The sequence below is a fragment of the Amycolatopsis bullii genome (assembly GCF_014654205.1).
Lineage (GTDB): Bacteria > Actinomycetota > Actinomycetes > Mycobacteriales > Pseudonocardiaceae > Amycolatopsis > Amycolatopsis plumensis.
Map to the genome: position 1 here is coordinate 1 of NZ_BNAW01000050.1, position 13,451 is coordinate 13,451.

Here is a 13,451-nt window from a genome sequence, read left to right on the forward strand (position 1 = left end):
GATCTGGTCTCGCGGCCGCACCCGGTGGCCCCGCCGGTGTCGCCGCAGGCGGCACCTCCGCCCGCGTGGGCCCCGCCGCCACCCGCCGCCTGGACGCCGCCGCCGGACCCGGAGACCCGCTGGATCCCGAACCCGGAACCGTGGGAGGACCCGGCCTGGAACGAGCCGGCCCGGGTGGCGAGCCCGGCGCCCGCCGCTTCGCCGGGTTCGCGGGTCCGTCCGTACACCCGCACGGGCGGGCGCACGCGGTCCGACCACAACCTGGCGCTGGAGGCGCTGGTCTCGACGTCCGACGACGGGCGCCGCTACCGCGGGGTCCGCTCGGTCGAGCACCGCCGGATCTGCGACCTGTGCCTGGACACCCGGTCCGTCGCGGAGATCGCCGCGCACCTGCGGCTGCCCCTGGGCGTGGTGAAGGTGCTGGTCGGCGACATGGCCGACATCGGCCTGGTGCTGATCCACCAGACCGAGCTGATCCTCGGCGACCGGTCGTCCCGCGAGTTCATGGAACGCGTCCTGGCGGGCCTGCGCGCGCTCTAACCGGCCGCGGTGAGGTCGAGGACCAGCGTGTTGCCCGGGCCCGGGACGACGGCGTTGATCAGCGGCGTGGCCGAGCGGCAGTTCTCGAAGGCCCCGATCGCGTAGGTCGATTCGAGGCGCCCGCCCCGGCCGACGGCGAAGTCTTCCGACGTCAGCTCGGTCTTCAGCGGCTCGGCTGTGCCGCACCCGTCGCCGACGTCGTACGACACGCCGTTGACGCGGACATCGGAGAGCACCACCGGCCAGGTCGCCGAGCCGGAGAAGCCGCCGGACAGCGAGCCCTCGGCGTGGCCGGGGCCGAGCGTGATGGTGCCGCTGACCTTGCCGACGCCGGGCAGCGACCGGGTGACCTCGACCGGTGGCAGCGTGATCGTGCCGGCGAAGGTGCCCGGCCCGCTGTCCAGGTCGAACCGGCCCGGCCCGAGCTCGAGATCGGCGTCCGGCTTCGCGATGTGCGTTGTCCCGCGGACGGTGTACGCCGAGTGGTCCGGCGCGGCGAAGCCCGTCCCGGTCACGACCGCCGCGGCCGCCAGCGCCGTCACGCGCGTTCCCCACTTCATGATCCAGGCCTACCACCGGCCCGGACGGTCCGGCGGGGGATTCACCGGATCCGGCGTCAGTCCTCCACGATCGCGGCGGACGTGATCCGGTGGAGCGAGTAGCGCTCGTTGTTCTCGCCTTCGAGGACCCCACCGCCGACGCGCACCGGCCGGACCACGCGCTGGCTCGCCGTTCCGCGGGAGTCCACGAAGCCGATCCACACCTCGCGGCGTTCCAGCGTCGCCCGGGAGAGCAGTTCCAGCGTCGCCGACGTGTCCGCGCCACCGCCGACCGGTGCCCGCACCGCGGAACCCCGGCGGCGGGCCGAAGCCGCGTCGCCCGCGCGGAGGTTGGAGACGATCCGGACCGCCTGGTCGTCCGTCAGCACCGCCTGCTCACCCGGGCTGCGGCGGGCCGCACGTGCCTTCGCCGGCAGGCGGCGGCCGCCGGGGCGGATGTCGACCACCCGGCCGTCCGGGCCTTCCGCCGCCGGGGCGAACCCGGCGCCACGCAGCGCCGCCAGCACCTCGTGCAGCGGGTCCGGGCTGATCACGACCGTCGGCGCGATCAGCCGCAGCGCGTGCTCCGCCGCGACCGGGTGGGCCAGCACCTCGGCCAGCAGGGCTTCGTCGTCGCACCGCAGGAACGACGCCGCGACGCCGCCGCGCAGCCGTCCGTGCCGCCGGGCGACGTCATCGATCAGGTAGCTCAGCCCCTGCGGCACCGGGGTCGCCGACTTCGCCTTGAACAGCGCGTGCAGCTCGTCGGCCGTGCGGCCGGTGTCCAGCGCGCGCCGCACCGACGCCTCGGTGATCCGGTAGACCGTCGCGTGCCCCGCCGACTCGACGTCGGCGACGGCGGACATTTCCGCCGCCAGCTCCGGCTCCAGCGGACCCGGCGCGACCACCGTCAGATCGGCCTGCAGCAGCACGCGGTCCACCGGTGCGGGCAGCGCGTCCAGGATGGCCTCGACCGCACCCGGCCGGTCATCGGCGAGCAGCGCCCGCGTCGCCGTCGTGACGCCGCCGAGCCCGACGATCCCGAGTGCGCTCGCTTCGGCCATCGTCCAGCGGACGGTCTCGTCCCGCAGCCGTCCACCCCGCCTGGGCGCGCGCCAGGCCAGCACCGCGACGAGCTCGTCGACGCTCTTCACACCGGCGCCCGGGGGCAGGTCGGCCAGCGCGGTGAGGATCCGCCGCCGCGAGACCGGCGCCAGCGGGCGGCGGAGGTCTTCCGACAGCGGCGCGATCGGCTTGTCCTTGGCGTCACGGCCGCCGGCCATCCCCGGCAGGCGCGGCAGTTCCAGCCACGCCTGGGCGAGCGTCATCCACCGCTGCGCGGTCGGCGACGCGAGCCACGAGTCGGTCAGCGTCGTCGGCACCCACTCGGGCACGCTCGCTTCGCTGTCCGCGACGAGCCCGGCGCCCACGGCCAGCTCGGCCACCAGGATCGCCTGGGTGTCGTCGATCTCCAGGTCCTTGGCGAGCTTCTTCAGCTCCCGCACGCCGAGGCCGCCGGACTTGAGCACCGGCGGCGGCGCCGCCGACCACGCGCGCAGCAGGGCTTCGGTGTGGCGCAGGAACTCCATCGCCTCACCGGCCGCCGCCTCGTCCAAAGTGGACGGCTGGTGCGGGTGGACCGGCAGCTCGGGCTCGGTGAGCGTGCCGGGCGCGAACGCCCCGCCGCGCACCGCGATGCCGAGCTCGCGCGGCAGCTCGACGGTCTGGTCGTCGCGCCGCAGCAGCAGGCCGCGGGCGAGCAGCTTCTGCACCGGCGTCCCGGCCTTCTCGAGCGGGAGGTCGAGCCCGGCGTCGCGGGTGCGGCCGATCGGCGGCCCGGCGGCGAGGGCGGTCAGCACGCCGCGTTCGTCGTCGGACAGCTCGGCGAGCCGCGCGCCGAGATCCTCGTCCGCCAGCGAGGGCTTCGATTCGCCCAGCCCGGCCGGGAACGGCCCGAGGGCCTCCCGGGCGGCGGGCGGCACGCGCAGGGCGTCGTCCGGGCCCCAGATCAGCACCCGCGCGCGGAGCCGGGCCAGCGGCGCGGCGACGTCGGTGCCGACGAGCTTCGCGACCTCTTCGACCGGGACCGGATCGCGATCCGCGCCGGCGAGCAGGCACGCTTCGAGCACGGCCAGGGTGAAGGTGTCGAGGTCTTCGCAGGCGCGCGCGACCGAGCCGGGGGTGCCGGCCCGGGTGGCCAGCACCGTGCTGTCGGAGGGCGGGGGCGTCGACAGGTCGCGCCGCGTGCGGAGCAGCTCGGCGAGTGCGTCGTCGGACTCCGCACGCAGCCAGTCCGCCAAAGAGGTCGCGGGCATAGAAGACCAGGATACCGGGCGGTTGCGCCGGGCCGCCGGGGCTCAGGCAGACTGTCTGCGTACAACCGTGGACGGCTGTGGAGGACGTTGTGGCCAAGGGTGAGAAGAAGCACAAGGGCATCGACCCGACGTGGCCGGGCGAGGCCGGCGAGCACCCCGTGACCGAGCTCGCGTCCGACCGCCAGGGCGCGCTGTCGCCGTTCGGCGACGTCACCTTCCCGCTCGACACGGTGCCTTACGTGCACCCCGAGACCGAGATCAACCGCTGACCGCATAGTTACTGGTCAGTACCGGTATCGGCCCCTCGTGAGGGCGGTCACGGGAGTAGGTTTCCTCCCGTCCCAGCCGACCTTTCCCACCACGGGGGTAGTGCCATGCCGGTTCCCGGTCCCGGATATTCGATCACCGTCCGGGTGGAGGCCCCGGCCTCGGTCACCGCGGCCGGGGATCTGACCGCCGCCGTCGGCCGCGTCGGTGGCGTGCTGACCGCGTTCGACGTCGTCGAGTCCCACTCCGACTCGATCGTGGTCGACATCAGCGCCAACGCGCTGTCCGAGAACCACGCGAACGACATCACCCAGACCCTCGACTCGCTGCCCGGCGTCAAGGTCCGCAAGGTCTCGGACCGGACGTTCCTGATCCACCTCGGCGGCAAGATCGAGGTCACGCCCAAGGTCGCGCTCCGCAACCGTGACGACCTCTCGCGTGCCTACACCCCGGGCGTCGCCCGCGTCTGCCAGGCGATCGCCGCCAACCCCGAGGACGCGCGCCGGCTGACCATCAAGCGCAACACGGTGGCGGTGCTCACCGACGGCTCCGCGGTGCTCGGCCTCGGCAACATCGGCCCGGCGGCGGCGCTGCCGGTGATGGAGGGCAAGGCGGCGCTGTTCAAGAAGTTCGCCGACGTCGACGCGTGGCCGGTGTGCCTGGACACCCAGGACACCGAGGAGATCATCCTGATCGCCAAGGCGCTGGCCCCGGTGTACGCGGGCATCAACCTCGAGGACATCGCCGCGCCACGGTGTTTCGAGATCGAGAAGCGCCTGCGCGAGCAGCTGGACATCCCGGTGTTCCACGACGACCAGCACGGCACCGCGATCGTCGTCGTGGCGGCGCTGCGCAACGCCCTGCGCGTGGTGGGCAAGAACATCGAGGACTGCAAGATCGTGGTCAGCGGCGTCGGCGCGGCGGGCTCGGCGATCATCCGCCTCCTGCTGCAGAAGAACCCGGGTGACATCGTCGCGGCGGACATCGACGGCATCGTGCACTCGGCCCGCGGCAACCTCGACGACAACCTGACGTGGATTGCCTCGCACACGAACAAGGAGCAGGTGAGCGGCACCCTGCACGAGGCGCTGGCGGGCGCGGACGTGTTCATCGGCGTCTCGGCGCCCAACCTGTTCGGAGCCGAGCAGGTGGCGACGATGAAGTCCGACGCCGTCGTCTTCGCCCTGGCCAACCCGGACCCGGAGATCGACCCGCTGGAAGCCCAGAAGCACGCGGCGGTCGTGGCGACGGGCCGCAGCGACTTCCCGAACCAGATCAACAACGTCCTGGCGTTCCCGGGCGTGTTCCGCGGCCTGCTGGACGCGAACGCGCACAACATCGACGACTCGATGCTGCTGGCCGCGGCCGACGCGATCGCGGACGTGGTGGACAACGGGAAGCTGAACGCTTCGTTCATCGTGCCGAGCGTGTTCGACAGCGCGGTTGCGCCGGCGGTTGCCGAGGCGGTCCGGAAGGCTGTGCTCGCGGAGCGCTGAGCCGCCGGGTGGACACTTCCAAGCTTCTCCGACGCGCCGCAGGCATGGTTCCCGCCACCGCCCGGAGCGACGCCGGTTTCGGCGCCGCCGACGTCCTGGACTGCCTCCGCGACGACGACTGGGAGTTCGCGCTCGGCATCCTCGAGGACCTCGACGGCTTCGGCTGGCAGACGGTCGAATACTGGGGCCTCCTCGAGGAGGCCGCCCGGCATATGTACCTCGAGCGCCGGGCCGCCTGGTGCCAGTGGCGAGGATGGGAAACCCGGCACGGCATCATCCGGGCCGAGCTCCGGCTGATCGCTCCCGAAGCCGGCGGCCGTCGCCTCCCGGTCCCCGGGGACGGGCTGCTGCGGCCGATGTGGGCGATCGGCCGGTCCACCGCCGACCTGCACATCGCGAAGGTTTGGGTCGAGTCCGCTCCCGAGCTCGAGCCGGGTGGCCGGGGCTCGGTCCGGCTGGCGCCGCTCACCCCGCCGAGCTGGCGCCACCTCACGCCGGGGGACTCGATCACCATGCACGAGCGGCGGCCGGTCGCGGGCACCGCGACGATCACCGAGGTGTGGCACCCCGCGCCGGGCGTCGCCGGTGGCCTTCGCGGGCCGCGGAAGTAGCCTCGGCTCGTGAGTGAACTCAGCCACGTCGACGAATCCGGCGCCGCCCGGATGGTCGACGTCTCCGGCAAGACCGCCACCGCACGCACCGCGCTCGCCGCCGGCACCGTGCGGACCACCGCCGAGGTGCTCCGGCTGCTGGCCACCGACGGCCTCCCCAAGGGCGACGCCCTGGCCACCGCGCGCATCGCCGGGATCATGGGCGCCAAGCGGGTGCCCGAGCTGATCCCGCTGTGCCACCAGATCGCGCTGTCCGGCGTCGAGGTCGAGTTCACGCTCGGCGAGGCCGAGGTCGGCATCCGCGCCACGGCGAAGACCACCGACGTCACCGGCGTCGAGATGGAGGCGCTGACCGCGGTGGCCGTCGCCGGGCTGACGCTGCACGACATGATCAAGGCCGTCGACCCGGCGGCGACGCTGGACGAGGTCCGCCTGCTCCGCAAGGACGGCGGCAAGACCGGAACCTGGGAGCGGCCGTGAAGCGCACCGCGCGCGTGATCGTGGCGTCCAACCGCGCCGCGAAAGGCGTCTACGAGGACAAGACCGGCCCGGTGATCGCTGCCTGGCTGACGGACCGCGGGTACGACGTGCCGGCGCCGGTCGTCGTCGAAGACGGCGACCCGGTGGGCGTCGCGCTGCGGGCCGCGCTGGCCGACGGCGTCGCCGTGGTCCTCACCACCGGCGGCACCGGCATCTCGCCGACCGACCGCACCCCGGACGTCACCCGCGCGGTCCTCGACCACGAGCTGCCGGGTGTCGCGGACGCGATCCGCGCGGCCGGCCTGCCGAAGGTGCCGACGGCGGTGCTGTCGCGCGGGGTGGCGGGGGTGGCGGGGCGGACCCTGGTCGTGAACCTCCCCGGCTCCAGCGGCGGCGTCAAGGACGGCCTGGGCGTCCTGGACGGCATCCTCGAGCACGCCGTCGACCAGCTGGCCGGCGGCGACCACCCGCGGCCCGCGGCACCGGCTTCCGAGGTGCGCGTCGCGCGGGCGCTGGTGACCGAGGAGCCGCTGTCGGTCGAGGAGCACGCACGCCTGGTCGAGGACGACGCGGCGGGCGCGGTGGTGACGTTCGCGGGGGTGGTCCGCGACCACGACGGCGGCAAGGGCGTCCGCGACCTGACCTACGAAGGCCACCCCAGCGCGGGCCAGGTGATCGCGGACGTCGTCGCGGACCTGTCGGCGCGCTGGGCCGGCGTCCGCGCGGTCGCCGTGAGCCACCGGCTGGGCGCGCTGACGATCGGCGACGTCGCCCTGGCCTGCGCCGTGGCGGCGGAGCACCGCGGGCAGGCGTTCTCGGCGTGTTCGGAACTCGTCGACGAGGTCAAGGCGCGGCTGCCGGTGTGGAAGCACCAGCACTTCACCGACGGCACGGACGAGTGGGTCAACTCGCCGTGATCCGGAACGCCGCGACCCGGTCGGCGGCCGCGGCGAACTCGTCCGGGTCGGCGCCGGTGACCAGGCCGAGCTTGACGAACATGGGCACGCCGTGCGGCACCTCGCGCGGGAAGTCCCGCATGACCTGCTCGCGGACGCCTGGATCGGTGACTTCGGTCAGCGTCACGGCCTGCTTCCGGCGGCCGTAGGCCAGCTCGCCCCGGCCCGCGGCGCGGACGTTGCGCGCCCAGTCGCCCTCGGGCAGCCCCGCGATGACGTACCGGTCGCCGTCGACGGTGAGCGGCGAGACCGGAGTGGGCCGTGGGGCGCCCGAACGGCGGCCGGGGACGGTCAGGACGTGCACGGTGCCCAGCCGCAGCCCCAGGCGGGTCAGGAGGCGGACGACGCGGTTGGCGGGGCGGAGCCAGCGGGGCAAGGCCTGGCGGGTGGTCGGCACGGGGAAATCCTTTCGACGATCGAAATACTTACCGGCCAAGGTAGACTCTTTCGAGTGTCGAAGCAATCACTGGTCACCGAGGCAACCCACGCGGCGGCGGCGTTCGGTGCGGCGAACGACGTGGTCGACGAGGCGGCGGCCGCGGCGTTCGGCGTGAACCGCACGGACCTGCGCATCATCGGCCTGGTCGCGGCGGCGGGGACGTTGACGGCGGGGAAGCTGGCGGCGGAGGCGAACCTGAGCCCGGCCGCGACGACGACGGCGATCCAGCGGCTGACGAACGCCGGCCATCTGACGCGCCGCACGGACGCGGACGACCGGCGCCGGGCGGTGGTGGAGCTGACGCCGAAGGCCGCGGAGCTGCTGGAGGAGGTCTACGGGCCGATCGAGCGGGCCGGCCGGGCGCTGCTGGCGGAGTACGCGCCGGAGCAGCTGGAGGTGGTGATCGAGGTGCTGCGGAAGGGGGAGCGGATGCAGCTGGCGGAGGCGGAGCGGATCCGGGCGCGGTGAGGGGCGTCTTGGGTGACTGCGGAGGGCGGCCTGCGGGTGATGCGGGCTGGGGGCGCCGGGGCGGGCTGAGGCTGCGGACTGCCGGGCGGCGGGCCGTGCGGGCCGGGGTGCCGAGCGGGTTGGGGCTGCGGACTGCCGGGCGGCGGGCGCCGGGGCGGCTGTGATGCCCGCGAAGCGGTGGGCCAGGGTGCGTGCCCGCCTGCGGGCGCGGAGCGGGCTCTTTGAGTGGGTCTGTCCGGATCGCCAAGGGCGGGGGCAGGTTGGCGCGCTCTGAGAGGCCAGTGCCCGCCTGAGGGGGCAGTGTGCGGCTCTGAGGGGCGATGCGCGGCTCTAGGGGGCGATGCGCGCCTTCAGAGGCCGATCCGCTGGCGCCGAAGGGCGATGTCGCGTCTTGAGGCGCCTGCCGACGAGTCTGCTCGCGTGTGGCGCGCCCGGCGAGCCTGGCCGAGCCGGCGAGCCAGGCGCCTGTGGCGGCCGCTGGCTTGGCCTCCGGCCCCCGGTTGCCAGCCTACCGGCGGCCACCGACAGTTCCGGGCTCCGCGGCACCAGGCCCGGAACGCGTGAAGGGCTCCCACCGCCCGGGGGATCGGCGGTGGGAGCCCTTTCAGGTCACGGCTCGAGGCCGGACTCGTGCATCACTGCGAGATCGTCACTTGGTGGCGATCTTCTGCCCGACGAGGATCAGGTCCGCGTTCGGGATGTACTTCGCGTTCAGCTCCTGCAGCTTCTGGTAGCCGCCCTGGACGTTGAACTGCTTGGCGATCTTGGACAGGGTGTCGCCCGCCACGACGGTGTAGTCACCGGCCGGGTTGGAGCTGCTCACGCCGGTCGCCGCGGGGGCGGCCGCCGGGGCCGGAGCCGCCGCCTTCTTGGGGGCGGCCGGGGCCGTGCTCTTCTTCGGGGTCACCTTCTTGGTGGTGTTGCCGGTGGCCTTCGGGGCCGACGAGCCGCCGCCCTTCTTGCCACAGACCGGCCACGCACCGATGCCCTGACCCTGCAGGACGCGCTCGGCCACGGCGATCTGCTCCTCGCGGGAAGCGTTCGCCGCGCTGCCGGTGCCGCCGTAGGCCTTCCAGGTGCTCTGCGAGAACTGCAGGCCGCCGTAGTAGCCGTTGCCGGTGTTGGTGTTCCAGTTGCCGCTGCTCTCGCACTGCGCGATGGCGTCCCAGTTGGTCGCCGACGCGGGGGTCGCGGCGATCGCGAGGGGAGCGCCGACCGCAATGCCCGCGATGGCGACGCGAGCGACGGTGCGGGTGGCAGCGGACATCTTGCGGTGCTTGCCTCGGTAAGACATTTGGATGCTTCTCGGTTTCCAGCGCCTACGAACCGGTGTGAGGGTCAGGATTCGGGGTCCTGGCGCCGGCCATCCCAGGCCGGCAGACGACTCCGACGCACGACGCGTCTTCCTCGTCCCCTCGTCCCTGTCCGGAAATGCTTTCGCTCGGGGTATGGGTCCGGGGATCCGTCGGACAGGGCTAGGCGCTACGGATTCCCGGTCTTGCTTCGGTCGGTCGGGGCCAACCGAAAAGCGACGGTACGTAACGACGGCCGTGATCGGAAATTATTCGGGGCGTGACCTACGTCACAGTAACGGCACGCAACCCCCGTCGATATGACTGTTTGTGCAGGTCAGGCGGCCGTTATCTGCCCGTTTCCTCCCCGAGATAAAACACGGATCGTGAGGCTTGCATCACGTGTTTCGCGGGGCGAAGGGGCCATTCGCGCCGTCCGGATCGCGATTGAAGCGCGCATCTTATGGGTGCCGGGGGTACCGCGCCAGACTTGACAATCCTGCACCAGTTACCCCAAGAGTCACAGCAGTCCCACCCGTTCGAGCGGTTTCGCGACCCGGTCGAAGCGACGGCGACCGCCGGACCCGCCCGCCGACGCCGACGGAGGGCGACGGACCAGGTGAAACAGGTCACCGTAAGGCGTGGTGGCCGGGCGCGATCAGCTTCCCGCGAACACCCGGAATCGGTGACGCGCCACGCCGGAGGCCCGGAAGCGGGTCGCCGAGCGGTCGGCCGCCGTACCCGAGCGGTCGCCGTTTTACAGGGGAGGCGAAGTGCGCGGGGCTACGCCGAACGGAGCACGCCTTTGCCGGCTTCGGCGCAAGCTCGCCCAGGTGGTGCCGCGTGTCGGCCTTCGATCACGAGTGCGAGCGGTCAGCCGCCGGCGAAGGGGGGAAGGACGTCGAGCTCGGCGCCGTTCCGCAGCGGACGGGTCAGGTCGCGGACCGCGATGCCGTCCAGCAGGTAGCTGACCGCGTCCAGGAGCCGTGGCAGGGAAGCGGGGTGCAGGCGGCGCAGCTCGGCCACCGCGTCGGCGACCGTCGCCCCGGCCGGCAGCTGCACCTTCTCCTCTTCGGTGCCCGCCGCCGCCCGCGCCGCCGCGAAGTACCGCACCACGATGGTCACCGTCGCCACGTCAGCCGCCGATCGCGCTCATCGGCCGGATCGGCTGCGCGAACCCGGCGTCGTTGATCTCGTGCCCGGCGAGCTTGCCCCACATCGTCGCCCGCCAGGCGTCCGCAATCTCTTCATCGCGCGCGCCCGCGCGCGCGAGAGAGCGCAGATCCGTCTCGTCGTTGCTGAACAGGCAGGAGCGCACCGCACCGTCGGCGGTCAGCCGCGTCCGCTCGCAGGCCGAGCAGAACGGCCTGGTCACCGACGCGATCACGCCGACGTCGCCGGGCCCGCCGTCGACCAGCCAGCGCTCGGCCGGCGCGCCGCCGCGCGCCTCGCTGGCCGGCGTCAGCGAGAACGCCGTGCCGAGAAGCGAAAGGATCTCGGCCGCGGTGATCATCTCGCCGCGGTTCCAGCCGTGCTGGGCGTCCAGCGGCATCTGCTCGATGAACCGCAGGTGGTAGCCCTCGTCGAGGCAGAACTTCAGCAGCGGCACGGCTTCGGTCTCGTTGAGCCCCCGGATCAGCACCGCGTTGACCTTCACCGGCGACATCCCGGCGTCCCGCGCCGCCGCGAGGCCCGCGAGCACGTGCGAAAGCCGGTCGCGCCGGGTGATCGTCTTGAACAGCTCGGGGTCGACGGTGTCGAGCGAGACGTTGATCCGGTCCAGCCCGGCCGCCGCGAGCCCGGCCGCGCGCTTGGCCAGCCCGATCCCGTTGGTGGTCATGGACAACCGCGGCCGCGGCGACAGCGCCGTGATCCGCGCGACGAGGCCCTCGAGGCCCGGCCGCAGCAGCGGTTCCCCGCCGGTGAGCCGGATGTCGGTGACGCCGAGCAGCTCGACGGCGATCCGCATCAACCGGACCAGCTCGTCGTCGGTGAGCACCTGATCGCCCGGCATCCAGTCGAGGCCTTCCGCGGGCATGCAGTAGGTGCAGCGCAGGTTGCAGCGATCCGTCAGGGAAACCCGCAGATCGGTGGCCACCCGGCCGAAGGTGTCGATGAGATGGGGGTTCTCGGGCCTGGGCACGCGAGATGACCCTCGTGTACCGGGGACGCGAGGAAACCCGAGATCCACTGCCGTCATTACGCACAGCGTAGCTCCGGAACGGGCGGCCTGACGTCTTCTCTAGGATACTTTGTGCACTGAGTTGTTCAGCAGCCGAACCAACGAGGGCCCGTGACGGAAAAGACTTACCCGGTCACCGAAGAGGAACTCCTCCGCTTCGCGGAATTGGGCCGCCAAGGCAGCACGTTCACCGTCCTGCGGCACGCCAGGATCGCCGAGCGGATGGGCCTGTCCGGCACCGACCACAAGACGTTCGACCTGGTCATCCAGGCCGGCGGCCCGCTCACGGCCGGCCGGATCGCCGGGCTGACCGGCCTGTCAACGGGTGCGGTCACCGGGGTCATCGACCGGCTGGAGAAGGTCGGCCTGGTCCGGCGCGTGCGCGACCCCGAAGACCGCCGCAAGGTCCTCGTCGAGGTGGTTCCGGGGGCGGCCGACCGCTTCGCGCCGCTCTTCGAGTCGGCGTTCGACGCCCTCCGCGAGCAGCTCGCGCAGTTCTCCCCGGCTGAGCGAAAAGTGATCGAACGTTATCAGAACGTCATCCTCGAACAGCTGCGCGCCGAATTCATGGGGGATGCGCGCCCCGCGTAGCTTTTCCTCAACTGCGGAGATAACGTCTGCGGCATGCCGCAATTTCGGTTGTCCGAGGCCGCGCGCCTGCTCGGCGTCAGCGACGACACCGTCCGGAGGTGGGTGCGCGCGGGGCAGCTGACCGCGACCGACGACGCCGCCGGCCGCAAGGTCGTCGACGGCGCCCAGCTCGCCGGGTTCGCCCGGGCTCAGGCCACCGCACCCGACGACCCGTCGGCGGTCGGGCGGTCCGCCCGCAATAGGTTCGTGGGGCTGGTCACCGAGGTGATCGCCGACAAGGTGATGGCCCAGGTGGAACTGCAGTGCGGGGCGCACCGCGTGGTGTCCCTGATGAGTACGGAAGCCGTCCGCGAGCTGGGTCTGCGCCCTGGCGTGCTCGCGGTGGCGGTGGTCAAAGCGACCACTGTTGTGGTGGAAACACCGGAGGGAAGTTCATGAAGAAGCTCGCTCTCGTCGTGGCTGCGGTCGCCCTGTTCGCGGGCGCGTGCAGCAGCTCGGACGAGCCCAGCACGCAGACCGGCGGGTCGTCCGTCACCGCGCCCGCGCCCAAGGGGGCCGGGAACGCCGGCGGTGGCGGCACGCTGACCGTGTTCGCGGCCGCGTCGCTCACCGAGTCGTTCACCGCGCTCGGCAAGGCGTTCGAGGCCAAGCACCCCGGCACCACCGTGAAGTTCAGCTTCGCGGGCTCGTCCGGCCTGGTCCAGCAGCTGACCAACGGCGCCAAGGCCGACGTCTTCGCCTCGGCCGACCAGGCCACCATGGACAAGGCCGTCCAGGGCGGCGTGATCGACGGCCAGCCGGCGGTCTTCGCGACCAACAAGCTCGCCATCGCCGTGGCCCCGGGCAACCCCAAGGGCATCAAGTCCTTCGCCGACCTGAACAAGGCCGGCCTGACCGTGATCACCTGCGCCCCGCAGGTGCCGTGCGGTGCGGCCGCCAAGAAGGTCGAGACGGCGACCGGCGTCACGCTCAAGCCGAAGAGCGAGGAGCAGGACGTCAAGCAGGTGCTGAACAAGGTCGCCTCCGGTGACGCCGACGCGGGCCTGGTCTACGTCACGGACACGACGTCGGCCGCGGGCAAGGTCGACAAGGTCGACTTCCCCGAGGCGGCGCAGGCGATCAACAGCTACCCGATCGCCGTGGTCAAGGGCGGGCAGAGCGCGCTGGCCAAGGAGTTCGACGACTTCGTCCTCGGTGCCGAGGGCGAGACCGAGCTGGGCAAGGCCGGGTTCGGCCCTGCGAAGTAAGCGCACCTCGAGCGGCCGGCCGGGATCC

At 72.6% G+C, this 13,451-nt stretch carries 16 protein-coding genes; 10 read left to right on the plus strand and 6 right to left on the minus strand.

What is annotated here, in order from left to right; all coding sequences use genetic code 11:
• Nucleotides 1-540: DUF742 domain-containing protein (locus IE317_RS44795; protein ID WP_229903075.1), on the plus strand; the 540-nt coding region annotated here is incomplete at its 5' end.
• Here the strand turns inward: IE317_RS44795 and IE317_RS36270 are convergent.
• Complete coding sequence (locus tag IE317_RS36270; protein ID WP_229903076.1) at nt 537-1,100, minus strand: hypothetical protein; 564 nt, start codon at nt 1,098-1,100, stop codon at nt 537-539. The two genes, IE317_RS44795 and IE317_RS36270, sit on opposite strands and share 4 nt — an antisense overlap.
• 56 nt (nt 1,101-1,156) lie before the next feature.
• Nucleotides 1,157-3,394, minus strand: a complete 2,238-nt coding sequence (locus tag IE317_RS36275) for a helicase-associated domain-containing protein (RefSeq protein WP_191315888.1) — start codon at nt 3,392-3,394, stop codon at nt 1,157-1,159.
• An 89-nt stretch (nt 3,395-3,483) separates the two neighbouring features.
• Between IE317_RS36275 and IE317_RS36280 the strand changes: the two genes are divergently transcribed.
• The 5 genes from IE317_RS36280 to IE317_RS36300 all read left to right on the plus strand — a co-directional run bounded on the left by IE317_RS36280 (nt 3,484) and on the right by IE317_RS36300 (nt 7,165).
• Nucleotides 3,484-3,663, plus strand: a complete 180-nt coding sequence (locus IE317_RS36280) for a hypothetical protein (protein WP_191315889.1) — start codon at nt 3,484-3,486, stop codon at nt 3,661-3,663.
• A gap of 105 nt (nt 3,664-3,768) precedes the next feature.
• Entirely contained in the window at nt 3,769-5,157 is a 1,389-nt protein-coding gene (locus tag IE317_RS36285) for an NAD-dependent malic enzyme (protein ID WP_191315890.1), read from the plus strand.
• 44 nt (nt 5,158-5,201) lie between these two features.
• Complete coding sequence (locus IE317_RS36290; RefSeq protein WP_229903077.1) at nt 5,202-5,768, plus strand: hypothetical protein; 567 nt, start codon at nt 5,202-5,204, stop codon at nt 5,766-5,768.
• Nucleotides 5,769-5,777: 9 nt separating this feature from the next.
• Complete coding sequence (gene moaC, locus IE317_RS36295; RefSeq protein WP_191315892.1) at nt 5,778-6,248, plus strand: cyclic pyranopterin monophosphate synthase MoaC; 471 nt, start codon at nt 5,778-5,780, stop codon at nt 6,246-6,248.
• On the plus strand, nt 6,245-7,165 hold the full coding sequence (locus IE317_RS36300; protein WP_191315893.1) for a molybdenum cofactor biosynthesis protein MoaE: 921 nt from the start codon (nt 6,245-6,247) through the stop codon (nt 7,163-7,165). Before moaC ends, IE317_RS36300 begins: the two co-directional genes overlap by 4 nt.
• Here IE317_RS36300 and IE317_RS36305 read toward each other — a convergent pair.
• Nucleotides 7,152-7,601, minus strand: coding sequence for a nitroreductase/quinone reductase family protein (locus IE317_RS36305; protein ID WP_191315894.1), 450 nt, complete (start codon nt 7,599-7,601; stop codon nt 7,152-7,154). The genes IE317_RS36300 and IE317_RS36305 overlap by 14 nt on opposite strands.
• Before the next feature lie 54 nt (nt 7,602-7,655).
• On the opposite strand from IE317_RS36305, the gene IE317_RS44800 reads away from it, so the two are divergent.
• On the plus strand, nt 7,656-8,111 hold the full coding sequence (locus tag IE317_RS44800) for a MarR family winged helix-turn-helix transcriptional regulator (protein ID WP_229903078.1): 456 nt from the start codon (nt 7,656-7,658) through the stop codon (nt 8,109-8,111).
• Between the two features lie 649 nt (nt 8,112-8,760).
• On the opposite strand, the gene IE317_RS45340 is transcribed toward IE317_RS44800, so the two are convergent.
• From IE317_RS45340 to moaA, 3 genes are all read right to left on the minus strand, one after another.
• The gene (locus IE317_RS45340) at nt 8,761-9,405 is read right to left on the minus strand and encodes a transglycosylase family protein (protein WP_191315895.1); all 645 of its coding nucleotides are present in this window, start codon (nt 9,403-9,405) and stop codon (nt 8,761-8,763) included.
• Nucleotides 9,406-10,276: 871 nt separating this feature from the next.
• Nucleotides 10,277-10,528 carry a MoaD/ThiS family protein gene (locus IE317_RS36320; RefSeq protein ID WP_191315896.1) on the minus strand — a complete coding sequence of 84 codons (252 nt, stop codon included), beginning with the start codon at nt 10,526-10,528 and terminating at the stop codon, nt 10,277-10,279.
• A gap of 10 nt (nt 10,529-10,538) precedes the next feature.
• The gene (gene moaA / locus IE317_RS36325; protein ID WP_191315897.1) at nt 10,539-11,546 is read right to left on the minus strand and encodes a GTP 3',8-cyclase MoaA; all 1,008 of its coding nucleotides are present in this window, start codon (nt 11,544-11,546) and stop codon (nt 10,539-10,541) included.
• A gap of 150 nt (nt 11,547-11,696) precedes the next feature.
• Here moaA and IE317_RS36330 point away from each other — a divergent pair, with 150 nt between their 5' ends.
• From IE317_RS36330 to modA, 3 genes are read left to right on the plus strand one after another with little or no spacing between them, the layout of a single operon-like run.
• A complete protein-coding gene (locus tag IE317_RS36330; RefSeq protein WP_191315898.1) occupies nt 11,697-12,176 on the plus strand; it encodes a MarR family winged helix-turn-helix transcriptional regulator in 480 nt (159 codons plus the stop codon).
• 33 nt (nt 12,177-12,209) lie between these two features.
• Nucleotides 12,210-12,614, plus strand: a complete 405-nt coding sequence (locus tag IE317_RS36335; protein ID WP_191315899.1) for a TOBE domain-containing protein — start codon at nt 12,210-12,212, stop codon at nt 12,612-12,614.
• Nucleotides 12,611-13,423 carry a molybdate ABC transporter substrate-binding protein gene (gene modA, locus IE317_RS36340; RefSeq protein WP_191315900.1) on the plus strand — a complete coding sequence of 271 codons (813 nt, stop codon included), beginning with the start codon at nt 12,611-12,613 and terminating at the stop codon, nt 13,421-13,423. Before IE317_RS36335 ends, modA begins: the two co-directional genes overlap by 4 nt.
• Nucleotides 13,424-13,451 lie beyond the last annotated feature (28 nt).

Coding starts and splice junctions, on each gene's coding strand:
- IE317_RS36270 (WP_229903076.1), bottom strand. CDS start 1,100: ATGAAGTGGGGAACGCGCGTGACGGCGCTGGCGGCCGCGGCGGTCGTG.
- IE317_RS36275 (WP_191315888.1), bottom strand. CDS start 3,394: ATGCCCGCGACCTCTTTGGCGGACTGGCTGCGTGCGGAGTCCGACGAC.
- IE317_RS36285 (WP_191315890.1), top strand. CDS start 3,769: ATGCCGGTTCCCGGTCCCGGATATTCGATCACCGTCCGGGTGGAGGCC.
- IE317_RS36290 (WP_229903077.1), top strand. CDS start 5,202: ATGGTTCCCGCCACCGCCCGGAGCGACGCCGGTTTCGGCGCCGCCGAC.
- IE317_RS45340 (WP_191315895.1), bottom strand. CDS start 9,405: ATGTCTTACCGAGGCAAGCACCGCAAGATGTCCGCTGCCACCCGCACC.
- IE317_RS36335 (WP_191315899.1), top strand. CDS start 12,210: ATGCCGCAATTTCGGTTGTCCGAGGCCGCGCGCCTGCTCGGCGTCAGC.
- modA (WP_191315900.1), top strand. CDS start 12,611: ATGAAGAAGCTCGCTCTCGTCGTGGCTGCGGTCGCCCTGTTCGCGGGC.